The organism is Psychrobacillus sp. NPDC093180, from assembly GCF_044754065.1.
Classification (GTDB): Bacteria; Bacillota; Bacilli; order Bacillales_A; family Planococcaceae; genus Psychrobacillus.
In genome coordinates this window covers 377,027-401,916 of the sequence record NZ_JBIVOJ010000001.1, presented here as the reverse complement: position 1 = coordinate 401,916, position 24,890 = coordinate 377,027, and the positions used below count along the sequence as shown (strand labels likewise).

General features: G+C 37.2%; 22 protein-coding genes. 1 reads left to right on the top strand and 21 read right to left on the bottom strand.

The genetic code is table 11. The annotated features are described in order from the left end of the window. The 18 genes from ACIP9W_RS02020 to ccpN form a co-directional block, all read right to left on the bottom strand. Nucleotides 1-693, bottom strand: coding sequence for a tRNA (adenine(22)-N(1))-methyltransferase (locus tag ACIP9W_RS02020; RefSeq protein WP_400785508.1), 693 nt, complete (start codon nucleotides 691-693; stop codon nucleotides 1-3). A gap of 96 nt (nucleotides 694-789) precedes the next feature. Further along, nucleotides 790-1,164: a cytochrome c550 gene (cccA, locus tag ACIP9W_RS02015; protein ID WP_400785506.1), complete on the bottom strand. Its 375-nt coding sequence runs from the start codon at nucleotides 1,162-1,164 to the stop codon at nucleotides 790-792. 136 nt (nucleotides 1,165-1,300) lie between these two features. Further along, the gene (locus ACIP9W_RS02010; protein ID WP_400785504.1) at nucleotides 1,301-2,440 is read right to left on the bottom strand and encodes an acyl-CoA dehydrogenase family protein; all 1,140 of its coding nucleotides are present in this window, start codon (nucleotides 2,438-2,440) and stop codon (nucleotides 1,301-1,303) included. A 924-nt stretch (nucleotides 2,441-3,364) separates the two neighbouring features. Continuing rightward, on the bottom strand, nucleotides 3,365-4,378 hold the full coding sequence (locus ACIP9W_RS02005) for a zinc-binding alcohol dehydrogenase family protein (protein ID WP_400785502.1): 1,014 nt from the start codon (nucleotides 4,376-4,378) through the stop codon (nucleotides 3,365-3,367). Nucleotides 4,379-4,381: 3 nt separating this feature from the next. Beyond that, nucleotides 4,382-5,866 (bottom strand): tagaturonate reductase, encoded by a 1,485-nt coding sequence (locus ACIP9W_RS02000; protein ID WP_400785500.1) that lies wholly within the window; start codon nucleotides 5,864-5,866, stop codon nucleotides 4,382-4,384. A gap of 14 nt (nucleotides 5,867-5,880) precedes the next feature. Continuing rightward, nucleotides 5,881-7,386: a UxaA family hydrolase gene (locus tag ACIP9W_RS01995; protein WP_400785498.1), complete on the bottom strand. Its 1,506-nt coding sequence runs from the start codon at nucleotides 7,384-7,386 to the stop codon at nucleotides 5,881-5,883. Between the two features lie 74 nt (nucleotides 7,387-7,460). After that, nucleotides 7,461-8,714 (bottom strand): MFS transporter, encoded by a 1,254-nt coding sequence (locus ACIP9W_RS01990; RefSeq protein ID WP_400785496.1) that lies wholly within the window; start codon nucleotides 8,712-8,714, stop codon nucleotides 7,461-7,463. Between the two features lie 34 nt (nucleotides 8,715-8,748). Next, a complete protein-coding gene (locus tag ACIP9W_RS01985) occupies nucleotides 8,749-9,774 on the bottom strand; it encodes a LacI family DNA-binding transcriptional regulator (protein WP_282243523.1) in 1,026 nt (341 codons plus the stop codon). Between the two features lie 95 nt (nucleotides 9,775-9,869). Continuing rightward, nucleotides 9,870-10,706 (bottom strand): SDR family oxidoreductase, encoded by an 837-nt coding sequence (locus tag ACIP9W_RS01980; RefSeq protein ID WP_400785494.1) that lies wholly within the window; start codon nucleotides 10,704-10,706, stop codon nucleotides 9,870-9,872. Further along, the gene (gene uxuA / locus ACIP9W_RS01975; RefSeq protein ID WP_282243527.1) at nucleotides 10,703-11,779 is read right to left on the bottom strand and encodes a mannonate dehydratase; all 1,077 of its coding nucleotides are present in this window, start codon (nucleotides 11,777-11,779) and stop codon (nucleotides 10,703-10,705) included. Before uxuA ends, ACIP9W_RS01980 begins: the two co-directional genes overlap by 4 nt. Nucleotides 11,780-11,797: 18 nt before the next feature. Next, a complete protein-coding gene (locus ACIP9W_RS01970; RefSeq protein ID WP_400785492.1) occupies nucleotides 11,798-12,418 on the bottom strand; it encodes a bifunctional 2-keto-4-hydroxyglutarate aldolase/2-keto-3-deoxy-6-phosphogluconate aldolase in 621 nt (206 codons plus the stop codon). 14 nt (nucleotides 12,419-12,432) lie between these two features. Further along, a complete protein-coding gene (locus ACIP9W_RS01965) occupies nucleotides 12,433-13,452 on the bottom strand; it encodes a zinc-binding alcohol dehydrogenase family protein (RefSeq protein ID WP_400785490.1) in 1,020 nt (339 codons plus the stop codon). A gap of 9 nt (nucleotides 13,453-13,461) precedes the next feature. After that, nucleotides 13,462-14,418: a sugar kinase gene (locus ACIP9W_RS01960; RefSeq protein ID WP_400785488.1), complete on the bottom strand. Its 957-nt coding sequence runs from the start codon at nucleotides 14,416-14,418 to the stop codon at nucleotides 13,462-13,464. Nucleotides 14,419-14,854: 436 nt separating this feature from the next. Beyond that, nucleotides 14,855-15,418 (bottom strand): hypothetical protein, encoded by a 564-nt coding sequence (locus ACIP9W_RS01955; RefSeq protein ID WP_400785486.1) that lies wholly within the window; start codon nucleotides 15,416-15,418, stop codon nucleotides 14,855-14,857. Nucleotides 15,419-15,499: 81 nt separating this feature from the next. Next, a complete protein-coding gene (rpoD, locus tag ACIP9W_RS01950) occupies nucleotides 15,500-16,624 on the bottom strand; it encodes an RNA polymerase sigma factor RpoD (RefSeq protein ID WP_142538295.1) in 1,125 nt (374 codons plus the stop codon). A 28-nt stretch (nucleotides 16,625-16,652) separates the two neighbouring features. Then, nucleotides 16,653-18,482 (bottom strand): DNA primase, encoded by a 1,830-nt coding sequence (gene dnaG, locus ACIP9W_RS01945; RefSeq protein ID WP_400785484.1) that lies wholly within the window; start codon nucleotides 18,480-18,482, stop codon nucleotides 16,653-16,655. A gap of 216 nt (nucleotides 18,483-18,698) precedes the next feature. Then, a complete protein-coding gene (locus ACIP9W_RS01940) occupies nucleotides 18,699-19,508 on the bottom strand; it encodes a pyruvate, water dikinase regulatory protein (protein ID WP_400785482.1) in 810 nt (269 codons plus the stop codon). Nucleotides 19,509-19,519: 11 nt separating this feature from the next. Continuing rightward, on the bottom strand, nucleotides 19,520-20,158 hold the full coding sequence (gene ccpN / locus ACIP9W_RS01935; RefSeq protein WP_400785480.1) for a transcriptional regulator CcpN: 639 nt from the start codon (nucleotides 20,156-20,158) through the stop codon (nucleotides 19,520-19,522). Nucleotides 20,159-20,660: 502 nt separating this feature from the next. Here ccpN and ACIP9W_RS01930 point away from each other — a divergent pair. After that, a complete protein-coding gene (locus tag ACIP9W_RS01930) occupies nucleotides 20,661-22,043 on the top strand; it encodes a glycine--tRNA ligase (RefSeq protein ID WP_282243540.1) in 1,383 nt (460 codons plus the stop codon). Nucleotides 22,044-22,610: 567 nt separating this feature from the next. Here the strand turns inward: ACIP9W_RS01930 and recO are convergent. The 3 genes from recO to ACIP9W_RS01915 form a co-directional block, all read right to left on the bottom strand. Then, entirely contained in the window at nucleotides 22,611-23,393 is a 783-nt protein-coding gene (gene recO, locus ACIP9W_RS01925) for a DNA repair protein RecO (RefSeq protein WP_400785478.1), read from the bottom strand. 173 nt (nucleotides 23,394-23,566) lie between these two features. Next, nucleotides 23,567-24,487 (bottom strand): GTPase Era, encoded by a 921-nt coding sequence (gene era, locus ACIP9W_RS01920; protein ID WP_282243542.1) that lies wholly within the window; start codon nucleotides 24,485-24,487, stop codon nucleotides 23,567-23,569. Then, nucleotides 24,474-24,881 (bottom strand): cytidine deaminase, encoded by a 408-nt coding sequence (locus ACIP9W_RS01915; protein ID WP_282243543.1) that lies wholly within the window; start codon nucleotides 24,879-24,881, stop codon nucleotides 24,474-24,476. Before ACIP9W_RS01915 ends, era begins: the two co-directional genes overlap by 14 nt. Between the last annotated feature and the right edge of the window lie 9 nt (nucleotides 24,882-24,890).

The window sequence follows — 24,890 nt, the reverse complement described above, 5'->3', positions numbered from 1 at the left end:
TTACAACGACTCCTTTACTAAAGCAATTTTTCTTTCGAGCTCTTCTTTCTTACTTTGCACTTCCTTGGACGCTACCGTTTTATCTAGCTGATCCATGATTCGTTGCCATTCCCTCAGTTCATTCGACCATTTTTTATGAAAAATAGTTGATTTTTCTTTCATTAAATAAGGTCCAACAAGTAGTTCCTGATCAGTGAGTTCCATCTGACCTTTTTGAAGAACAACAATTTCATAAATTTTATCATGCTCTTCCAGTATAGTTTCGTTTGTAATTTTCCAGTTTTCTTTCAACGCCCATTCACGAATGGCCTTTGCATGAATATTCGGCTGTAAGATTAACGTTTCTACCGAATCAAGTTTATCTTTTCCAGCTTCTAAAATAGAGGCAATAAGCGGTCCGCCCATACCAGCTATTGTAATTGTTTCGACATGATCTGTCTCTTTAATTACTTCTAGTCCATCTCCAAAACGTACATCTATTTGGTTTTCTAATCCTTCACTTCTTACTTGCTTTTTCGCAGATTCAAATGGGCCTTTTACTACTTCGCCTGCAATACCTGTTTTAATAATACCTGTATGTACTAAGTAACAAGGCAAATAAGCATGATCACTTCCGATGTCCGCCAAAACTTTATTTTTTTCTACAAAGGAAGCAACTGTTTTTAGTCTTTCCGATAAATTTTTTGCATTCATATTGTAAACACCTCTTCTACATCTCATTATATCAAAAAGTAAAAAAGACCTCGATTCTTTTGTAGAATCAAAGGTCTTTTTGAAAAAAATATGATACTATTCTAAAGATTTAACCCATGCAGCCATAGCATCGATGTTTTCAGCTGGTACTAAACCACCTGGCATTGCACCTCTACCATTAGCTAAAACGTCTTTAATTTCATCTTCTGAAAGAGCAGTCCCTACTAATGATGGGAAATTGCCTTGTCCTTCAAAATTGGCACCGTGACAGCTAATACATTTCCCTTGTGCAAACTCAGCTGGATCAAATTCACCAGCAGTTGCTTCTCCTTCAGCTGCACCGCCTTCAGCAGCTTCTTCTGTAGCAGCAATTTCTTCTTTGTTATTTACACCTTGAATTGATAAGAAGAAAATTAAACCAATACCAAATCCCATAATTAATAAAAACGGAATAATTGGATTCTTTTTCATAATTTACCCTCCCTCTTGCTATATACTTTTCTAAATAGAATTAGTCAACACTAATATTGTACTGCATTCTAACGAAAACGAAAAGTCTTAAAGAGGAAGTTTTATTTCTTTGTGACATTTTAGACATAATTTCGACTTAGCAACCAATATGTCTTGCAATAACCATGCGTTGAACTTCAGATGTTCCTTCTCCAATTTCAAGCAGTTTTGCATCTCTCATAAAACGTTCTACTTCATATTCTTTCATATAGCCATATCCACCATGAATTTGGATTGCTTGATCTGCTACTTCCATCGCAATTTCAGATGCATACAGTTTACACATAGCAGCTTCTTTTCCAAATGCGCGTCCTTGGTCTTTTAGCCATGCTGCTTTATAAACCATTGTTCGAGCCAATTCGATTTTCATCGCCATATCTGCTAACTTAAACTGAGTTACTTGAAATTCAGAAAGGGTTTTTCCAAATTGTTTCCGTTCCTTTGAATAGCGTAATGCACGGTCAAAAGCAGCCTGTGCAATCCCAACTGCCATCGCTCCTATACCAATTCGTCCGCCATCAAGCGTCACTAAAAATTGTCTAAACCCATTTCCACGTTTCCCAAGCAAGTTTTCCTGCGGTACTCGCACATTTTCAAGCACTAATTCTGTAGTATTAGATGCATTTAAACCCATTTTTTCATAATTGTCGATAACTGTAAAACCTTCAGCATCCGTAGGTACAATGATCGCTGATATTTCTTTTTTTCCATCTTTTACATCTGTTATAGCAGTTAATGCTAGATGCTTCGCATAACTGGCATTTGTGATAAACGATTTATTTCCATTGATAACAAAGTCGTCGCCATCTTCTTTAGCAGTTGTTTGAGTTCCTCCTGCATCCGAGCCAGCGTTAGGTTCTGTTAGTCCAAATGCTCCGAACGACTCTCCTGTACAGATTGGCACTAAATATTTTTGCTTCTGTTCTTCTGTCCCGAACAAATTTAGTGGAGCTCCTCCAAGTGAGATATGTGCTGAATAAGTAATACCTGTTGATGCACATGCACGACTTAGCTCCTCCGTTACGATTGCAAAACTAACTGTATCTGCTCCTGCTCCCTCGTACTCTTCTGCAAACGGCAGGCCCATCATCCCCATGTCGGCTAGCTGTTTAAAGATTTCTTTTGGAAACTCTTTCGTTTTGTCTCGCTCGATTGCACCTGGTGCAACTACCTCATCCGCAAATTCATGAATTGTCTTGCGAATCATTTGTTGTTCTTGTGTTAAATCAAAATTCATTTCTTCATCCCCTTTGTAAATAAAAACGCTTACTTTCTTATTATACTGAAAATACGAAAGTTTTGCAGTTTAATATGAAAAAGAATCAGAAATAGTCTCGGGCGAGGATTACAGGAATGAAAAAGTGTATTTTGAAGTAGAATGACATCCTATTCGAATACGGTTTAATAATTATCGACGTCTCCCTCCTAGTAAACTTGTTATTTTAAGAATTGGTTGCTTCCATCTGCAAATTGGTTGCTCTGACTAGTAATTTGGTTGCTCTTATACAGATTTAGTTGCCTTGGGAATAGAATTGATTGCTTTCAATGACTGCTTGATTGCCCTTAGCCATTAACTGGGAGATATCTCGAAATATAATGGACACTCTGCTGTAATTATCGGAGTCTCACTCCAAGTAAACTTGTTATTTTTAAGAATTGGTTGCTTTCATCTGCAATTTGGTTGCTCTTATATTGATTTAGTTGCTTTGGGAATAGAATTGATTGCTTTCAATGACTGGTTGATTGCTCTTAGCCATTAACTGGGAGATATCTCTAATATAATGACACTGTGCTGTAATTATCTGCGTCTCACTCCAAGTAAACTTGTTATTTTAAGAATTGGTTGCTTTCATCTGTAAATTGGTTGCTCTTATACAGATTTAGTTGCCTTGGGAATAGAACTGATTGCTTTCAATGACTGCTTGATTGCCCTTAGCCATTAACTGGATAATAATGCTGGAAGATACTTCAAAATGTAGGGATACTGCACGGGATAACCGGAAGTTTATTTACAAATAATGAAATTTTTAATAACAGCTGGAAATAAGTAATTAGCAAGCTACATAGACTTTATTATTTCCTAGAGCACAAAAAAGCGTCCTCTTAGCAATAAGGACGCCATCTTTACTAGCTTGTATTTTGGTCACTCAAATTTTAAATATCAAGATTCTGAAATAGTGATCAATGTTTTGTTTGTTCTAAAATTTCCAGCTTGGAAATAAGCATTTACCTCATCGAAAGTGATTTTATTTGTCACATAACTAGATTTAACCTGTCCTTTTTGTAAGCAATTGATCACATATTCGAAGTCTTCTTTCGTTGCATTACGACTTCCAAGAAGGGTTAGTTCTTTTGCATGGAAATCTGGATCGAAGAACGTAATTGTATCTTTTACAAGTCCCACATACACTAGTTTTCCACCATGATTCACATAGTTAAATGCATTCGTCATCGATTGTTTGTTGCCAGTTGCATCCATCACAATCGAAGGAAGCGATCCATTGTTTACCTCTTTCAATAGATCAATTGCGTTCTCAGAAGCAGTTACCGTTAAGTCGCAGTCTGCCCAATCCTTGGCAAATTGTAAACGCTCTTCGCTTATATCCATCATGATCGTTTTTGCCCCTTGTAATTTTGCAAAACGAGCGGCACCTAGCCCGATCGGTCCTGCACCAATGATTAATACTGTTTCTCCTTCTCGTATAGCTGCTCTACGAACTGCATGTGCACCAATGCTCAAAGGTTCAACCATCGCTGCGTCATCTAATGATAAATCGTTAACCACAAATACATGACTAGCAGGAACTTTCAAATATTCAGCCATTCCTCCGTCCACATGTACACCTAACACTTGCATTTCTGTACAGCAATTTGTTTTACCGCTCGTACATGCTAAGCATTTCCCACAGTGTAAATAAGGAATAATCGTTACCGTATCTCCAACTTGCATGTTTTCTACATCACTTGAAATAGCTTCAACCATACCGGACAATTCATGCCCTAATACTCGTGGATAGCTAAAAAATGGTTGGTTGCCCCCAAACGCATGTATATCCGTACCACAAATACCAACTCGCTTAATCGCAACTAATACTTCTCCATTTGCAAGGATTTCCGGTTTATCTAACGTAATTTCATCCATTTTTCCAGGTTCTGTACAGGTGATTGCTTTCATAATTCACACTCCATCTTCTATTTTTTCTAAAGCTACTTTCATTCCTACTTCACGAATAATCTTCCATTCTTTTGCTACAGCTATAGATATACTTTGCACTTCTTCATTTGTTTGTAGGAAATCTTCTTTTATAATTGACTCAATAAATTTTTCCATTTCTTCTAACGAAGGAGTTTGTATACTATAAAATGCTTGAAACTTTTGGATAACTTGCTGATCATCTTTCACTTCATACTTACTAGTCATTTTTACACCTGTAAAGAATTGGAGCAGTGCTGCAAAGGCAAACACTAATCTTTGTGGTGGGTAACCAAAGTCACTATAATATGTATACAAACTTGGCCATATTCTTGCTTTAAATTTAGCATAACTATTTAAACTAATATCCGCTAAGCGGTGATGTATTGTTGGGTTCGCAAACCGATCAAATACTTGTTCCATATAAGAAATGGCTTTTTCTTTTCCCATTGGAGGTAAAGTCTCTCTTATCTCTTCTGTTAAGGTTCTTTGAATAAATGAAGACATCAAAGGATTTTCCATAGCTTCTTTTACGCTTTCAATTTCTAATAGCAATCCAATAGCAGCTAGCATCGTATGCGGAGCATTAAGTAGCTTGACCTTTAATTCTCGGTAAAGTTCTATCTTGTCAAATTGAACATTTAAACCAGCCTCTTTAAAGGGAAGTTTTTGTTGCACAAAATCCGGTCCATCTATTACAAAGAGGTGATATGGTTCTCCAACCGTTAACAGGACATCCTTATAGCCAAATTGTTCAAATAGGAATGTGTCTTCCTGTTTCGGATAGCCTGGTACAATTCGGTCTACAAGTGTATTACAAAAAGTACAAGCTACTTTCATCCAATTTGTAAAATCAGCAGGAAGCTCCCAGTCATCTGCAATCTTCAAGCAAATTCTTTTTAACTGGTCCCCGTTATTTTCAATGAGCTCACACGGGATAATGATCCATCCTTTATTTGCAGCGCCTTGAAAATGGTTATAACGATGGTAAAGAAGCGAAACCACTTTTGCTGGAAATGGAATAGGACAACCTTCTTTAGAAAATGTCTCCTTTTCATATTGAATACCTGCTTCTGTCGTGTTAGAAAATAAAAACTCTACCTCGTCTAACTCCGCTACCTTTAATGCTTCCGACCATTCTTCATATGGATTAATCGCTTGTGTAATCGAATCCACTACATGTCTCTCATTCACTTCTTCCCCGTCTTGAATACCTCTTAATAGCAAAGTAAACAAACCATCTTGATTTTGGAGCTTGGGGACAGTTTTTCCTCTAGGTGTTGCTTGCATCGAAACAATACTTCCTTCAAAGTCTGTTTTTCTATTTAATTCATAAATCATCCAATCTACAAATCCACGAATAAAGTTCCCATCGCCGACTTGCAGCACTCGGATTGGATATTCTTTTTTAACTGAATGACTCGTTGAATCTTTATAACTTGCTAGATTTAACTCAGGCAGTATATTCATCTGTTTGCCCCCCCTTACATAGTGACTCCGTCTTTAAAAATGGCAATTTCTTTGAATCCGAATACTTCATTGTTCGTTAATTTCTTTCCAGATGCCACATCGACGATATATTCGAAAAATAAATCTGTCATTTGTTCCATTGAAGCATCTTCTACAAGCTTTCCTGCGTTAAAATCAATCCAGTTTTTCTTTTTCTCTGATAAAGCTGTATTTGTAGAGATTTTCACAGTTGGTGTAGGGCCTCCAAATGGAGTTCCTCTTCCTGTTGTAAAAAGAACAATTTGACATCCTGATGTTGCAAGTGCTGTTACCGATACCAAGTCATTTCCGGGTCCTTGGATCAAGGTTAGTCCATCTTTATTTATACGAGAGCCATAAGGAATCACATCTTGCACGGTAGAAAATCCGCCTTTTTGTACGCACCCTAATGATTTTTCTTCTAGTGTTGTAATTCCACCTTCTTTGTTTCCAGGAGATGGGTTTTCATAAACTGGTTGGTCATATTTGATGAAGTAGTGTTTGAAATCATTGATCAGATGAACGATATCCTGAAATGTTTCTTCATCTCTTGCACGTTCCATTAAAATGGTTTCCGCACCGAACATTTCAGGTACTTCCGTTAGTGCAGTAGAACCACCATAGCTAATAAGACGGTCAGAAAAAGAACCTAATAATGGATTAGCTGTAATACCAGAAAGTCCATCACTTCCCCCACACTTAAGACCGATTCTGAGTGCGGAAACAGGAACTTCTTCCCGGTCAAATGAAGTTGCATAGTCAAATACCTCTTGCATTAATTCAAGCCCTTTTTCCATTTCATCTTCTTCCGCTTGAACACTCATAAATTTTACTCGGTTGGGGTTATATTCTCCAATTGCTTCTTTAAACAATTCAATATAATTATTTTCACAACCGAGTCCAAGTACTACTACTCCTCCAGCATTCGGATGATGGATTAAATTTGCTAATATTTTTTGGGTATATTCTAAGTCATCTCCTAACTGGGAGCAGCCGTATGGATGCGCGAAGTACTGTACACCATCGAAATTCGATGCTTTTAGAACGTTGTTACCCATTTTCGCTAAGTTTTCAGCAACTTTATTAATACAACCTACTGTATTAATGAGCCATAATTCATTTCTTACCCCAACATCCCCATTTTCTCGTTTATATCCGAGGAATGTAGGTGTCTCTGCAGGAGGAGCATCGATTGAACTAATCTTTTTTGGTTGATAAGAATAATTCAATTCACCTTCTAGATTTGTCTTTACATTATGAGAGTGAACAAATTCACCGATTGCGATATCCTCTGTGGCATGTCCGATTGGAAATCCGTATTTGAGAATATTCTCTCCCTTTTTTATCGGACTTACTGCTATTTTGTGTCCTCGACGAACATTCTCTTGAAGTGTGATTTTCACCTGTTCTTTTTCAATACATTCCCCTTTTTCAAAATCTCTTAGCGCAATCCACACATTGTCAGAAGGATGTATTTGGATGATAGATTGGTTTACTGTCATATTGCATACCTCTTTCACTTGTATTTTGTATCAAAGAAAAGGAACAGCTTTGTCGCTGTTCCTTTGATAAGTTATTACGCAACAGTAGCCTTTTTCATGATTGGCTTAACAAAGAAGATTACCGCAATAGATGCAAATACTGCTAACCCACCAGCTAATAAGAATGCTGCTGTATATGTACCAGTAGTATCGATTAGATATCCTGTTAATGTAGGTCCAATAATTCCAGCTGTGTTTGCCAAGAAGTGCATGAATCCTCCTACAGAACCAACATTGCTTTGGTCAACAACATCTTGTACAACTGCCCAGTAAATTGCTCCTGTTAAGTATAGGAAGAATACTGAAAGAGCAACCAAGGAAACTGCCCCTACTGTTGTAGTAACTAGCCCAGCAAAACCAATACATACCGCTGAGACAAACAAACAAGGAACTAAGACAGCCTTACGAGCAAAAAGAACGCCTTTACCAGCAAACTTTTTGAAGAATAGATCGGAAACAAATCCGCCTGCTGCAAGACCGATAAAACCGACAATCCAAGGGATGACCGTAATAATACTCATATCCTCTACACTTAAACCGCGTGCATCGATTAAGTAACTTGGGAACCATGTTAGGAAGAAAAACAATACATAGTTATAAGCAAAAAAGGCAAATGCAGTAAACAATATTGTGCGACGTTTTAAATAAAAAGTAAGTGGAACTTTTCTCACTGTAGTAGCAGCAATTTCTTTTACTTCTTTTATTTCTTTTTCCTTCGCTTTTGCTGCTGGTTTTTCTTTAGCAAATTTCCACCAGAAAAATGCCCAGATAAGTCCGATTAACATGATGATAACGAATGAAACTCTCCAACCGTACGAAATAGCGATAAATCCAACAATCGGACCTGCAATAGCTCCACCGAGTGGAGTACCACTATTAGTTAAACCAACAGCAGTAGCCCGTTGATCTGCAGGGAACCAGTTGTTTACCATTTTATTAATCGTTGCAGAAAGAGGACCCTCTCCCATACCAAATAAAATACGAATAACGATCAAACTTACAAATCCAACTGCAAGTGCTATAGCACCACTAAAAAGTGACCAAACAATCATTGCTACCAGCAATGTCATTTTTGCACCAAATTTATCGGATGCAACTCCACCTAAAAAGTTAAAGATAGCATACCCAACAGAGAAACTACTAAAAATAATCCCCATTTGCGTAGCAGTTAATGTTAAATCATCTTTAATATATGGTGCTGCAATAGAAAGAGCCGATCTATCTAAATAGTTTATAACTCCTGCTAAAAATAATAGAATAAGCACAGCACGTTTATCTTTAGAAAACATATATTTTGCCCCTTACCATTTGAATGATTTTTAACTAAAACGATTTATCTATACGTGAACATGATTCTCTTTTTATTAAACTCGGTTGTAATCTGATGACACCTGTTTCATTTGTGTTAATTTTGTTGTTTATTTGATCTAACAATAATTTTACAGTCCTATTCGCCATTTCCACCGCGGGCTGTGAAATAGTAGTAACAGGTGGCGAAAAGAAACTTGCAAATTGTACTTCATCAATTCCGATAACCGCAATATCGTCTGGTATTTTTAAATTATTCTCTTTCATGTATTTCAATAAAGCTGCTAGTACAATGTCATTCCCTGCAACAATTGCTTCGGGTGGTGTTTCGGTAGTAAAAAGTTCATGTATTACTTGCTGAATATCATGTACATCAGCCGTTTTAATATAAGCTGGATTTACCTGCAATCCATGTCGACTAAGTGCTTTTTTATATCCTTCAATACGCTCCACCCGAGGGCTAATATTCCGAATAATAGACATTGTAACAATTGCAATTCTATCGAAACCGCTTTCAACGAAACGATCAATTGCAAGCGAGGTTGCCATTTCATTATCTAGCATGACCGTGGCAATATTCATACCGTCTATTTTTCTATCCATGAAAACGATGGGTATATGTTGCTTTTTTATACTTTCATATAAATCGAGATTTCCACCTGTAGGAAAAATGATAAAGCCATCTACTTGTTTAGCAAGTAACATTTCAATATACTTTCTTTCCTTTTTTGGTTCATCGTCGGCATTACATACGATTATATGAAAATCGTTTTCATGAAAATAGTTTTCAATTGCACGAATTACTTGCGTAGAAAATGAGTGTAAAATATTAGCTACTATTACCCCAACAGTGAAGGTCGATTTCTGCTTTAAGCTTCTCGCTACACTGTTGGGAATATAATTTAATTCTTCAATAGTAGTTTCAATTCTCTTACGTGTTTGTTCACTCATATACTCGTACCGCTTATTTAAATATTGAGAGACGGTACTTTTAGATACTTTTGCATGCTCTGCTACATCTGCGATTGTAATATGTTTCAATTTTCAGAACCCCATTTACTATTCTCTTTGTTGCTTAGATTGCCTTTCATTACTTTACATGAGAAAAGTTTTTTAAGGCTCTATCCACTTGAAAATTATACACCAGAATAAGCCATAAATCCGCCATCAACCGGAATAGTAGTTCCAGTCACAAATCCGGAACATGTTTCATCTACAAGATAGAGTAAAGTTCCTAATAAATCTATTGGTTTACCAAACCGTTTCATCGGTGTCCCAGCAATAATTTTAGAGGATCTCGCTGTATAGTTTCCTTCTTCATCCAGAAGTAAATTTCTGTTTTGTGTTGTTAAGAAAAATCCTGGAGCAATTGCATTGACTCTTAATCCTGTTTCGGCAAAATGAACGGCCATCCACATGGTAAAATTATTGATCGATGCTTTTGCCGCACTATAAGCAGGTACCTTTGTCATCGGTGAGTATGAACTCATGGATGACAGATTAATAATAACTGGAGATGTCGATTTCAATAATTCTTTTCCAAACACTTGGCTTGCCAGAAACGTTCCAGTGAAATTCGTTGCAAATACAGTAGAAAAACCTGTTTCCTCTAGGTCAAAAAATGATTTTCCCTCTGTTTCTTCCTCAAAAATTTCTCCATCTGTAATAGCATCTGGATGATTTCCACCCGCACCATTAATAAGCATGTCAATTCGTCCAAAAGCTTTTAACGTTTCTTCTTTTGCTTTCTCTAGAGAAGCTCGATCAAGAACGTCTGCCTGTAAAGCAATAGCAGAGCCACCAGCTTCCACTATATCAGCAACTACTTCTTGTCCTTTTTCGGCAGTTCTATTTAAAACGGCTACTTTCACGCCTTGGCGCGCAAGTTCGTGCGCCATTTCTGAACATAAAACACCACTGCCACCAGTAATAACTGCTACCCGGTCTTTTAAATTTTCATGTATTGGAATCATTGAGACTCCTCCGCCTTGTTCGTTTCATATGCATCCCATAACCCAAGTAAGTACATAATCCCTAATCCGCGGTCATATAACCCGTATCCTGGGCGGCAAACTTCTCCCCAAATATGTCGACCATGGTCTGGTCTTACGTATCCATCATAGTTTTGTTTATGTAGCTCTTGTACTACACCTTTTATATCTATTGAGCCATCACTTGTATAGTGAGATGTTTCAACAAAGTCCCCATTATCTGAAATTTTCACATTACGGATATGGGAGAAAGGCGAACGAGAAGCATATTTTCTAGCTACTTGAACCATATCATTTTCAGGATTTGCACCCATTGAACCAGTACACATTGTGAAACCATTTGCAGCAGAATCAGAAATTGCGATTAGCTTTTCATAGCTTGATTCACCAGTAATAATTCTTGGTAGTCCGAAAATTGAATACGGAGGATCATCCGGATGAATAGCCATTTTGATACCTACTGATTCGGCAACCGGCAATATTTCGTTTAAGAAGTAGGCTAAATTTTCCCAAAGCTTTTCTTCATCTACTTCTTTATAAGCCTCAAACAATTCGGCAATACGAGCCATTTTTTCTGGTTCCCAGCCTGGTAAAGTTAAGTCAGATGCCTCACTAACTGTTTTCACAAGTTCTTGTGGATCTAAATTTTCTACTTTTGATTTTTCAAAAAACAAAGCAGTAGAACCATCTTCCAGTGGATGGAACATTTCTGTACGCGTCCAATCAAAAATTGGCATGAAATTGTAGCAAATCACTTTAACACCAAATTCACCAAGATTACGAATCGTTTCTTTATAGTTCTCAATATATTGATCTCGTTCGCTATTACCTAATTTAATTGCTTCATGCACATTTACGCTTTCCACAACGTCGGCATGGAAACCAAATGATTGGATATAATCGATTTCCGATTTGATCTCCTCTTTTTCCCATACTTCTCCAACAGGCTTTTGATGTAGGGCCCATACAATTCCTTTTGTCCCTGGAATTTGTTTCACTTGATCAAGTGTTACTGTGTCATTGCCTCTACCATACCAGCGAAATGTAATATTCATCTTAACTACCACTCCTTCTTAGTTTGTACTAGCTTCTATATACTTTTTGCTAGCCTCTACAACAGCATCGTAACCACCTGTTTTATAAGCCTTATTCAAATCACTGCCTACTCCAACTGCAACTGCTCCAGCATCGATCCATTCCTTCATATTTCCAGCGTTTATCCCACCTGTCGGCATGATTTGAACATGTGGAAGTGGACCTTTGACTGACTTGATAAAAGATGGACTAAAGTTGTTTGCAGGGAAAAGTTTTAATATGTCACAGCCAGCTTCTAATGCCAGTACCATTTCTCGAATTGTCATACAACCTGGTAAATAAGGAATTCCATATCTGTTACAAACAGTTGCGACTTCTGCATTGAAATGCGGACTTACGACAAATTTAGCACCGCATAAGATGGCATGTCTTGCTGTTTCCGGATCAAGCACGGTCCCTGCACCTAAAAGCGCATCTGCGTTTTGCAATTCTTCAAACACTTTTTGTACCTGTGGTGTTGTATACGTTAACTCAATTGCACGTATGCCACCTTCTACAGCAGCTTTAGTAAGTTGCACGGCTTCTTCCGCGCTTTCTCCTCTAATAACAGCAACTACTTTGGAATCGGTTAGTTGGTTTAATATTTCATGTTTTTTCATCTGTAGGAACCTCCTTAGTCAAAAACAATGACAGCTTTACGAACTTTATTCGGATTATTTTCAACGAATGTAAATGCTTCTTGAACATTGGCTAATGCAAATGTATGGGTAACTAAGCCGTTATGTCTAATTTTTCCGGCATTTAAAAATTCAACTACTTCAGCAAACTGGTTAGTTTGTAATCTTGATCCAACAATTGTAATTTCTTTTTTCGTAATAGGCATCTGAGGTATTTGAGATGGTCTTTCATCAAAACCAAGCACAACAACAGTTCCTGCAGGCGAAACAACATCTACGGAAAGTTCAAATGTAGACGGTAGACATACAGCGTCTATTACTTTGTTAACGCCTTCATCATTTGTCCATTTTGCCACTTGCTCTTTCACATTTTCTGTTCCAGCATTCACCGTCACATCTGCTCCATTATCTCGAGCAAATGCTAAACGTTCCTCACTTAAGTCAGAAACCATTACAGTAGCACCGCGCAATTTAGCAAATTTTAATATACATATACCAATTGGTCCTGCACCTTGAATAAGAACTGTATCCCCTTGCTCCACTTGTCCTCTCCAAGTAGCCTGAGCGCCGATTGTATAAGGTTCTGCCATTACTATTTCGTTCCAGTCAATAGAAGAATCTACTGCATGCAGCTGTTTTTCTGGAAGGACAAAGTATTCTCGCATTCCACCATCTTCGTGCACACCAAAAACGGATAAGTTTGCACACACATTCGGGCGTCCTTTACGGCATGCATAACATTCGCCACAGTATCTGATTGGCTCTACTACTACGTGATCTCCAACCTTCAATTTAGTTACCGCATTTCCAACTTCTACAACTTCACCTGCTACTTCGTGTCCAACAACTCTTGGTAAAGTAGCGAGCGGATTCGTTCCATGATAGATATGCATGTCTGAACCACAAATACCAACACGTTTGACTTGCACGAGTACATCTGTATCAGAAGATATCTGGGGTTTTTCTACTTCATTAATGACTAAGTCATAAGCTTTTCTTACTTGAACCGCTTTCATTGTTTCCCCTCATCTCTCAATAATTTTTTCATTTCGAATAAAAGCAAATACTTCATCGAGTTCAGGAAGTCCTTCATTGTCACCTGATACTGTTGTAACAAGTGCCCCTACTCCATTCGCAAATTGTAAGCTCTCGAGTGGGGAATAATTATGTAGATAAGAATAAATATAACCTGCATCAAAGCCGTCACCCGCGCCGACCGTATCAATGGGCTGCACTTTAAATGCTTCTTTTTCATGCCACTCACCGTTAATCAATACTCTCGCACCGTTTCCACCATCTTTAATAACTAGATGAGCGATTTTGAATTCTTCAGACAATGCCTCTAACGATTCGTTCGAAGAATCTCCATGTATTAACTCAATTTCATCTTTACCTGTTAGTAAAATATCAACATATGGAAAAACTTTCATATATGCAGCTTTCGCTTCTTCTATCGTCCAAAGCTTCAATCGAATATTTGGATCAAATGAAACCGGAATGTTATTTTTCTTTGCAAGCTTCAACACTTGCATCGTTATATCAAGATTTTTTGGATCTATTGCTAAGAAAACGCCTGTTAAATGAACAAGATCCACACCTTCAAGTACCGCTTCTGTAATATCGCTTGGTTCCATTGTTAAAATGGGTGATTGATAACGGTAGTAAAATGTTTTTCCGGATCCGTCTTCCCTAATTTCTTTAAAGTTTAAAGAAGTAGGATAACCATCCACGAGCTTCACTTCCGAAACATCAATTCCTTCACCACGTGCAAAATTATAAATTACTCGACCGAATTCATCTCCGCCTAATCGGCTCATCCACTTCGAACTAAGTCCTAAGCGTGCACAACCGATTGCAAAGTTCAATTCAGCGCCTCCCACTTTTCGTGAGAAAGTTGAAACATATCTTAGAGGCCCAGTATCAGATGGATTAAATGTAATCAGAGCATCCCCTAGTGTAAAAACACCAAAATTCGAAACCAAAATCATATACTCCTTTCACATGAACAGAACTTTTTCTACTCTAGTTAACAACTAAATTAGTAATAAATTTTTGTATATGTTTGTTTATAAACCGGTTTAGTAAATCGGTTTATATAGATTATAATCTGAAAGGGTTTTCAATTTCAAGTTAAATTTAAAATAGTAAGTCATTTTTTTCATATATGATATTTTCAACGTATAAAACAGGTAAATTATAGCTAAAATTGTCGATTGGTAAATTTATTTGTAGAATCATAGTATTGATCAACCGACAAACGACTACTATACGAGTAACTAAAAATGGGGAGGAATGCGATAAATTCACATCCCTCCCCATCAGAAAGTCACGGTAATAATGGACTAATTGTTTCGTTCAGAGCTTCCCAAAAGCACCAACTTAAAAACGCCAACAGGTTTGTCTGTCGGCATTTGAATATTAAAGATAAAATTTAAATAAGTAAAATAAAATAAGAGCTGTTCCAACAATACCGGAAATACTAAAATATACGAGTTTCATCAGCAGTCCGGAAAATAACCACAATAAACAATTACCAATCATTAATCCGATTAACACTAATGGGTAATCATTAAAATAAACATCCCATACTTTAAAAGAAATCCCTAATAGTAATAGTGCCGAAAAAACGAACAACAAGGGCATCATCATCGACTTCGTTTTTGCTAGTTTAATAGCTATGTATAAAAATAAGCATATCGCAATTCCTGCTGCAATAATGGGAATAAATGCAGCTGTAGTAATGACTATAAGTGATGCTATTAATATAGCTGTAATAATACCTAGTGTTACATATAAAAAAGTTTTATTCATTTTTTTCTTCGCTAATAAGGCTTGGGATGATTTTTCTTTCCTTTCATCCTCTACCTCTTCACCTTGGGCATAAAGGGCTGTTAGAAAGTCACAATAATGTTCAGGAAGTAATTTGTTTTTCTTCCAAAACGCAATTTCATTTAGGATAATTTGCTTACGTTGAACTGACATGGCTCGTCCTCATTTCATCTAGCAGTCATCCCTAAGTATAAAACAGAAAAAGACACCCTACAAGGATGTCTCTCCTTAAACTTATTCTAAGAAATCTTTTAGACGCTTGCTGCGAGAAGGATGACGAAGTTTACGCAGTGCTTTCGCTTCGATTTGACGAATACGCTCACGTGTAACACCAAACACTTTACCTACTTCCTCCAGCGTTCTCGTGCGGCCATCATCTAACCCGAAACGAAGACGTAGTACATTTTCTTCTCGGTCTGTTAAAGTATCTAATACATCTTCTAATTGTTCTTTTAATAATTCATAAGCAGCATGATCAGAAGGGGATTGAGCATCCGCATCTTCGATAAAATCGCCTAAATGAGAGTCATCTTCTTCTCCAATAGGTGTTTCTAAAGAAACTGGTTCTTGTGCAATTTTTAGGATTTCACGAACTTTTTCTGGCGGCAAATCCATTTCTTCTCCAATTTCTTCTGGAGAAGGTTCACGGCCCAAGTCTTGTAATAGTTGTCTTTGTACACGAATTAATTTATTTATCGTTTCCACCATATGCACCGGGATACGTATTGTACGGGCTTGGTCTGCAATGGCACGAGTAATTGCTTGTCTAATCCACCAAGTAGCATACGTACTAAATTTGAACCCTTTACGGTGATCAAATTTCTCTACCGCTTTGATAAGTCCCATATTTCCTTCTTGGATTAAGTCCAAGAATAGCATTCCACGACCTACATAACGCTTTGCAATACTTACTACTAAACGAAGGTTTGCTTCTGCTAGACGTTTTCTCGCTTCTTCATCCCCTTGTTCGATTCTTTCTGCAAGTGCAATTTCTTCAGACGCTTTTAAAAGATCAACACGTCCGATTTCCTTTAAATACATACGAACAGGGTCATTAATCTTCACACCTGGCGGCACACTTAAATCATTTAAATCGAAGGTTTCTTCTTTCCCTTTCATCAAACGATCTAAATCTTCTTCATCGCCATCTTTCCGGCTTAGTTCAATTTCTTTGCCTTCTAAATGATCGATAAATTCTTCGATTTGATCCGATTCCAATTCAAAATGAGCGAGTTTTTCCGCAATATCGTGATATGTTAACTCTCCATTTTTTTTACCTAATTCGATTAATTGTTTTTTTGCCTCTTCTAATGATAATTCAATATCCGTTTCTTTTGTACGTTCAGACTTGTCCGCCATAAGAAATCCTCCTTTTACTACCGGATGTTTATTCAAAAGTTGCTAACGACTTTTTTAACTGAATAGCTTCTTGAGCGAGTTGCAAAGCTTTTGTCATATCCGTCATTTTCTCTGCTTCTTTTGCTTCATGTAACTTCCGCTCAATTTGTTGCTCTATCCGGTATTTTCGAATATGGCGCAAGCAGTCCATGACTTCCTCAGTTTCATGTTCTGGATCACGTTCTGAGAGCGCAGCTTCCATAACTATATTTCTAAGTTGTGCATCATTTAATACTTCTAAAAATCGTTGATAATCTCCGTCTGGATACTGTTCATAAAATCCGGTTAAGCGTACATAAACTGCCTCGTAAGCATCCCTTATAAAACATTGTTCTCCAGCGTTATTTCTTGCTATATCAATTATTTGCGCATTGTGCAACATATGAGCAAGTAACATTCGTTCTGCTCTCTCATCTGCTGAAATGGTCCTCTTCTTTTTTGACAATTCTTGATTGGTTGGGAGAGGAATGGTTGGTTCGCTTTTAAATTGTTTTGCTTTTTTTCCTTGAAGCTTTCGTAAATGTTGATAGATTGCTTCCTCAGAAACATTTGTTTCTTGTGAAAGTTGTCGAATGTACAAATCACGTTCTACAGAAGAATTTCTCTCACTCAGTATTTCCAATATTTCTTGAATATACTGTAATGTATCATTTTCATTATTAAAATTCTTATCACGTTTAGAAACAATCATCATAAAGGATAAATAAGAATGAGGCTTTTCTATAATTTTTGCGCGAAAAGCTTCTTCTCCGTAGTTTTTAATATAATCATCTGGATCCATAGCATCCGGAATAATTGCTACCTCTGTTTGAATGTTTTGAGCCTGCAAAGCAATTGCTGCTCTTTTAGCTGCTTCCATACCAGCTTTATCCCCGTCATAACATAATGTGACGTTTGATGTCAATCTATTCAGTTTTGTTATATGTTGAGACGTCAAAGCCGTCCCCATTGTTGCAATTCCGTTGGAAATTCCAGCAGTAGATGCTGCAATGACATCTAGAAAGCCTTCGAAGATTATTACATTTCGTTGTTTACGAATTTCTAGACGGGCTTTGTCTAGATTATAAAGTACTTGACTTTTCTGGAATATTGGAGATTCTGGACTATTTAAATATTTTGCTTCATTTTCACTTTTTTCCAGTATCCTTCCTGAAAAGGCTATTACATGTCCCGTTTCATCGAAAACCGGAAACATGATTCTTCCTCTAAATCGGTCAAAATACTTTAATTCATTTTCTTTTCGGATAATAAGCCCAGTTTTCTCTATTTCTTGTAAATCCATACCTTTTCTTGCTAATAATGTTGTTAAAGCATCCCAATTAGGTAAAGACCACCCGATTTTATACTTTTCGATGACTTCAGTAGAAAACCCTCTTTCTTCTAAGTAATGTAATGCATTTTCTCCTTCCTCCGTATGAAGTAACAAATGATGAAAATAATCGCTCGCAAATTCATGCGCCTTTTTCATAATAGATACTTCTTTTGAGACAGGTGCTTTTGCTTCTGAATGATTGGAGGAGCTTTCTTCAATCGAAAGTCCAATCCGGCTTCCAAGTTTACTTACTGCATCTTGGAACGAAAGATTTTCGATATCCATTAAAAATGTAATTACATTTCCACCAGCACCACATCCGAAACAATGAAAAATCTGTTTCTCTTGCGTTACTGAAAAAGATGGTGTTTGTTCTCCGTGAAAAGGGCATAAACCAAAATAATTTCTACCTCTTTTCGTTAGTTGAACATATTCGCTAATAACATCGACAATATCTGTGTTATTCCTAACTTGTTCGATAACTTCTTCTTCTATACGATTTGTCATTATTTCACCATCTTTACTCGCTACTTTATTAATTCGAGATAAACAAGAAAAATCCTGCAAGAAACGACAAAATAATTCATAAAAAAAGTTTCATATAGTAATTATTTTTTCCACAATTAACTATTATAAAACATTTCATATTATTAATCTATACTTTATTCGATTCGCAATACAAAAAAACCTTTTCACAAATGTGAATCGGTTCATTTTTTATAATTATTTTTGTTGAATGTGATTGATTACTAGATTGGCCGTTTCTTCTACTGCCCTATTCGTCACTTCAATGACAGTACATCCAATTTTATTTACTACTTTTTCAAAATGAGCAATTTCTTCATTTATCCGTTCTATTTTAGCATAACTAGCATCATCATTTAAACCAATAGCTATTAATCTTTCTTTTCTAATAGAATTTAGTTTTTTCGGTGTGATTACTAGTCCAAAACATTTTGCAGGATCTACCTGAAATAATTCTTCCGGGGGCTCAACTTCCGGTACTAATGGGACGTTTGCAACCTTATATCTTTTATGCGCCAAGTATTGTGACAATGGCGTTTTAGAAGTTCTAGAAACACCGATTAAGACGATGTCTGCTTGCAACAAACCGCGTGGATCTCTTCCATCATCATATTTTACCGCAAATTCGATTGCTTCAATCTTTTTGAAATAATCTTCATCTAGCTTGCGAACTAAACCAGGCTCTTCGAAAGGTTTTTCATCTAAATTTCTTTCTAAAAGATGAATAACCGGACCAATCAGGTCCACTGAATCTAATCCATATGCTTTACACTTTTCAACTAACGCATCACGCATTTTTGTTTGCACAAGCGTATATAAAATAATAGCATTTTGTTCTTTCGCTAGTTCCGTAATTTCTTTAATATGATCCAATGAATCAATATGAGTAAATCTTTTTAACTTGGTATGCTGTAGACCTGGTCTAAACTGACTTACCGCCGCTTTTGCCACCAGTTCTCCCGTTTCACCGATTGAATCTGAGACAATAAATAGGTTTAACATTTTCATTGTGTCACTCCTTATAAGTCATGGTCATCGGCTAAAGACAAGAAAGCACGTGTAATATTCGTTTTCGTAATTCTTCCAACTACCTCTAAACCATCTTTTCGTTCTTTCACTACAGGTAATGAATCAATCTGACGACTCATTAGTTTATTTGCCACCTCAATAAGCGTATCTTCTTTTCTACAATACGTAATATTAGGCATTCTTGTCATAATCATATGTACTGGCATTTTATTTAAATCTTGATTTCCAATGCTCGTTCGCAAGAAATCTTTTCTTGAAAGTACACCAGACAATAGAGATTGTTTATCCACTACGAATAAAGATCCTACATCTTCTAAAAACATATGACATATAGCATCATATACTGTCATGCTTTCTTCTACAACAACCGGAATAGATTGGAAGTCTTTTACTATCATCTGGGCTATATTATCTGAAATAGCTTGACTCGTTTTCTTACCAGAATAAAAATAACCAACGCGCGGTCTGGCATCTAAAAAGCCAGCCATTGTTAAAATTGCAAGATCGGGTCGTAACGTAGATCTAGTTAACTTTAGACGTTCTGCAATTTGCTCACCCGTAATAGGGCCATTTCCTTTAACAATGTCCAAAATTTCGTTTTGCCGTTTGTTGAGTTCGATTGGAATCACCGCCTCAAATTGTTATACATATACTAAATTATTATATACTACTTACTCCTTTATTGCGAAGTAAACTGGCTCATGTTACAATAACAACAAATAATAAAGCGTTGAAGAGCATTATAAGTACTGTAACGTAGCGAGTGGTGACGGTGAGAGACCACAAAACAGGAAACGGCAGCTCGGAGCTTATGCTTTTAAAGAGGATTGTTATTATACAATCAATCGGGGTGGAACCGCGGGTTATAAAACTCGTCCCCGGGCTAAATTAGCCCGGAGACGAGTTTTTTCTTTTTGAAAGCACTAATCAATCACGTCTCGACGTGATTGCGCCCAGATTTTCAATTGAGCTTGCTCAATTAACTCCCCTCAAAATCTGTGGCATCCGCCGGAGGCTTTAACTTCATTCAGCTAGGGTAATCCCCTTTGAATAGAAGAAATTATTGCATTATCCAGCATTTGTAGAAGCGAGGGACTTCTGCTGAATAAAGTTAAAATAGGAGGGTTTGTTATGGAATTTTCAATGGAAACAGTCGTAAGTTTAGCAAAACAAAGAGGATTTGTATTCCCAGGATCTGAAATTTATGGCGGACTTGCCAACACATGGGACTACGGTCCACTAGGTGTGGAATTAAAAAACAACGTTAAAAAAGCATGGTGGAAGAAATTCGTTCAAGAATCACCATATAACGTAGGTTTGGATGCAGCTATTTTAATGAACCCAAAAACATGGGTAGCATCTGGCCATATCGGCAATTTTAACGATCCAATGATTGACTGTAAAAAATGTAAATCTCGTCATCGTGTGGATAAAATTATCGAAGATGCACTTGAGAAAAAAGGAATTGAAATGGTTATTGATGGACTTTCATTTGAAAAAATGGAAGAAATCATGAAAGAACATAATGTAGTATGCCCTACTTGCGGAGAATTTGACTATACAGATATTCGTCAGTTCAACTTAATGTTCAAAACTTTTCAAGGGGTAACAGAATCTTCTACGAACGAAATTTTCTTACGTCCTGAAACTGCACAAGGTATCTTCGTTAACTACAAAAATGTACAACGTTCTATGCGTAAGAAAATGCCATTTGGTATCGCACAAGTTGGGAAAAGCTTCCGTAATGAAATAACTCCTGGTAACTTTACATTCCGTACAAGAGAATTCGAACAAATGGAATTAGAATTCTTCTGTAAACCAGGGGAAGATATGGAATGGTTCGAATTCTGGCGTAATTACTGTAAAGATTGGTTATTAAATTTAGGTGTTGCAGAAGATAGCATTCGTTTAAGAGACCATTCTGAAGATGAGCTGTCCCATTATTCGAATGCAACAACAGATATCGAATATAAATTCCCATTTGGTTGGGGTGAGCTATGGGGTATCGCAGACCGTACTGATTTCGACTTAAAACAACATATGGAGCATTCTGGGGAAGATTTTAACTATATCGACCCAGTTACGAATGAACGTTATGTGCCTTATTGTATCGAGCCATCTCTTGGAGCAGACCGCGTTACACTGGCATTCCTTTGCGAGGCTTACGACGAAGAAATGCTTGAAGGTGATGATAAACGTACTGTATTACGCTTCCATCCAGCTCTAGCTCCAGTGAAAGCGGCAATTTTACCATTGTCCAAAAAATTATCAGAAGGCGCAACTGCGTTATTCTCTGATTTAAGTAAACATTTCATGGTTGATTATGACGAGTCACAATCGATTGGTAAACGTTACCGCCGCCAAGACGAAATCGGCACACCATTCTGTATCACATATGATTTCGATTCTGAAACAGATGGCCAAGTAACAGTTCGTCACCGTGATTCAATGGAACAAACAAGAATGCCGATTGCTGATGTAAAAGCTTATATTGAAGAACAATTGCAGTTTTAATCTAAAAAACCAAATTAGACCTATGTCTAATTTGGTTTTTTGTTTAGTGTTGGATGTATGTTTAGGTTAGTTCAATCAGTTGTTCGAAGTGGGATTCCTTTGCTCGGTTAGCCCAGATTTATGCTCGCTTATGCCCTTTCATTGCTCGCTTAACTCAGTTAAATGCTCGAGTGGGAACTAATTGCTCGGTTAGCCGGGATTTATGCTCACTTACGCCCTTACATTGCTCACTTGACTCAGTTATATGCTCGGAGGGAACCAATTGCTTGGTTAGCCGGGATTTATGCTCGCTTATACCCTTTCATTGCTCGCTTTACTCAGTTATATGCTCGGAGGGAGCTAATTGCTCGGGTAGCTGGAATCTATGCTCTCTTACCCTTTCATTGCTCACTTAACTCAGTTAAATGCTCGAGTGGGAACTAATTGCTCGGTTAGCCGGGATTTATGCTCACTTATGCCCTTACATTGCTCACTTGACTCAGTTATTTGCTCGGGGGGACTTAATCGTTCGGGTAGCTTCCTACTTTCTAAATAGTTTTCAACCAGCAAAAAGATCCAGGTTCGAAGTTAATCTTCTGAACTTGGATCTTTTTTTGGATTAAAAAATTCAGGTGTCTTTTCCATTTGATCTAAAAACCCTTGGGACTTTAATCGAATCCCTACTTGTTCGTTATAAATAGTTCGTACAATTTTCTTGATAAAGCCTTTTGTTTCTTTTTTTAATGTGAGCTTACCAACTTGGCTAATCGGAACAGTATAAAAGGTACGGATTAGCTTTACCTGTGCTGGTGTTAACCTTATTAAATATGGATCGACAGAGAAGCATCTGTGACAAAGAAAACCGATTTGAGCAAATGAAAAAGCAAATTCCCCGTCCGTTGCTCCGCAGTTGGCACATTGATGCAACACCGGGTAAATTCCAGCAATGGGCAGCATCTTCCATTCTACAAATAAACTAATTGCTTCTGGATCATATCCTTCCGAAATTGCCTCCAGCGATTCTTGCAAAATAGTAAATATATGGGGTTTCGGAGATTCGTCTTCTATTAATTTATCCACTAGCTCCATGATAAAGCTAGCATATGCAGTAGTAAAAATATCCTCTCGAATGGAGCGCATAGAGTCGATAATTTCCCCTTGCTGTAAAGAACCCATTCCTCTACCTTGCTGAATTAAAAAATAGCCATAGGTGAAAGGCTGAGATATAGAAGACAAACGGCTCGTAGGTTTTTTAGCACCACGAGCCATCGCCGCTCTTTTTCCTAATTCTCGTGAGAATATCGTGACTATTTTATCCGTTTCTCCGTAAGATGAAGTCCGTAAGACGATGCCTTCTACTTTTTGAAGCAAAAGCCTTCCCTTCCTTCTTAGTATCTTGCTTTAGCGCCATGCCTACCTGGGGCCTGCATAAGGCAGATCATACAGATGTTGCGAAATGTTTATTGATGTTGTGACGAGCTTTTGCTCCACCACTATGTTACGCAGCCAGACAGTATTATCTAACATTAGCGCTTATGCATTTCTTAATACTCGTCTTCTCTAAATCCGTAATCACGTAAATGAGTTGATTTATTGCGCCAATCTTTTTGGACTTTTACCCATAATTCTAAGAATACTTTCGTACCAAGTAGCATTTCAATATCGTGACGAGCTCTCGTGCCTACTTCTTTTAAAAGTGCGCCTCTTTTTCCAATCACAATGCCTTTTTGGGAGTCTCTTTCCACAATAATTGTAGCCATTACACGAATCATATCTTTTTCAGTATCTTCTTCTTTTTTAATCTTATCAATCACAACCGCAATAGAGTGAGGAATTTCTTCACGAGTTAAATGAAGTACTTTTTCACGTATTAATTCAGAAATGATGAAACGTTCTGGATGATCTGTTACTTGATCCGCAGGGTAATATTGAGGACCTTCAGGTAAATATTTTTGAATTGTTTCGAGCAAGCGATCTACATTGTTTCCTTGTAATGCAGAGATTGGAATTATTTCTGCAAAATCATATTTGTCTTTATATGACTCAATAATAGAGATTAGTTCATCGGGATGAACTTGATCGATTTTGTTAATTACTAAGAAAACAGGCGTTTCGTTTTTCTCAAGCATATCGATAATAAATTCGTCGCCTTTTCCTCTTGGTTCCGTTGCATTCACCATAAATAAAATTGCATCTACTTCACGAAGTGTATTTTTTGCCACTTTTAACATGAAATCACCAAGCTTATGCTTCGGCTTATGAATACCTGGTGTATCAATAAAAATCATTTGACTTTCATCTAGTGTTAAGACACCTTGAACTTTATTTCGTGTTGTTTGAGGCTTATCGCTCATGATTGCAATTTTTTGTCCAATTACTCTATTTAAAAATGTGGATTTCCCTACATTTGGACGTCCTATGATAGAGATAAATCCTGATTTAAACCCTTTATTATTTTGCTCCATATTCCAAATCCTCCGTTGTAAATGCACCCGGTAATAACTCTGCTACCGTCGTTTCTAATACTTGACCATTCAAGTTCGTTAAGAAAACCGGCATATCTTGATCACAAAATTCTGCAAGTACTTGTCTGCACGCGCCGCACGGGGAAATAGGTCCTTCTGTATTCCCAGAAACTGCAATCGCAGCAAATTCCTTTTTTCCTTCAGATACTGCTTTAAATATAGCAGTACGTTCCGCACAGTTGGTCAAACCAAAAGATGAATTTTCGATATTACAACCTTGGATCACTTCTCCGTCTTTCGTTAAAAGTGCTGCTCCAACAGGAAATTTTGAGTAAGGTACATACGCTTTTTCTCTCGCTTTAATAGATGCTTCTAATAACATTTTTTTATCCATCTTGTTCAC

Coding starts and splice junctions, on each gene's coding strand:
- ACIP9W_RS02020 (WP_400785508.1), bottom strand. CDS start 693: ATGAATGCAAAAAATTTATCGGAAAGACTAAAAACAGTTGCTTCCTTT.
- cccA (WP_400785506.1), bottom strand. CDS start 1,164: ATGAAAAAGAATCCAATTATTCCGTTTTTATTAATTATGGGATTTGGT.
- ACIP9W_RS02010 (WP_400785504.1), bottom strand. CDS start 2,440: ATGAATTTTGATTTAACACAAGAACAACAAATGATTCGCAAGACAATT.
- ACIP9W_RS02005 (WP_400785502.1), bottom strand. CDS start 4,378: ATGAAAGCAATCACCTGTACAGAACCTGGAAAAATGGATGAAATTACG.
- ACIP9W_RS02000 (WP_400785500.1), bottom strand. CDS start 5,866: ATGAATATACTGCCTGAGTTAAATCTAGCAAGTTATAAAGATTCAACG.
- ACIP9W_RS01995 (WP_400785498.1), bottom strand. CDS start 7,386: ATGACAGTAAACCAATCTATCATCCAAATACATCCTTCTGACAATGTG.
- ACIP9W_RS01990 (WP_400785496.1), bottom strand. CDS start 8,714: ATGTTTTCTAAAGATAAACGTGCTGTGCTTATTCTATTATTTTTAGCA.
- ACIP9W_RS01980 (WP_400785494.1), bottom strand. CDS start 10,706: ATGATTCCAATACATGAAAATTTAAAAGACCGGGTAGCAGTTATTACT.
- uxuA (WP_282243527.1), bottom strand. CDS start 11,779: ATGAATATTACATTTCGCTGGTATGGTAGAGGCAATGACACAGTAACA.
- ACIP9W_RS01970 (WP_400785492.1), bottom strand. CDS start 12,418: ATGAAAAAACATGAAATATTAAACCAACTAACCGATTCCAAAGTAGTT.
- ACIP9W_RS01965 (WP_400785490.1), bottom strand. CDS start 13,452: ATGAAAGCGGTTCAAGTAAGAAAAGCTTATGACTTAGTCATTAATGAA.
- ACIP9W_RS01955 (WP_400785486.1), bottom strand. CDS start 15,418: ATGTCAGTTCAACGTAAGCAAATTATCCTAAATGAAATTGCGTTTTGG.
- rpoD (WP_142538295.1), bottom strand. CDS start 16,624: ATGGCGGACAAGTCTGAACGTACAAAAGAAACGGATATTGAATTATCA.
- dnaG (WP_400785484.1), bottom strand. CDS start 18,482: ATGACAAATCGTATAGAAGAAGAAGTTATCGAACAAGTTAGGAATAAC.
- ACIP9W_RS01940 (WP_400785482.1), bottom strand. CDS start 19,508: ATGAAAATGTTAAACCTATTTATTGTCTCAGATTCAATCGGTGAAACG.
- ACIP9W_RS01930 (WP_282243540.1), top strand. CDS start 20,661: ATGGAATTTTCAATGGAAACAGTCGTAAGTTTAGCAAAACAAAGAGGA.
- era (WP_282243542.1), bottom strand. CDS start 24,487: ATGGAGCAAAATAATAAAGGGTTTAAATCAGGATTTATCTCTATCATA.
- ACIP9W_RS01915 (WP_282243543.1), bottom strand. CDS start 24,881: ATGGATAAAAAAATGTTATTAGAAGCATCTATTAAAGCGAGAGAAAAA.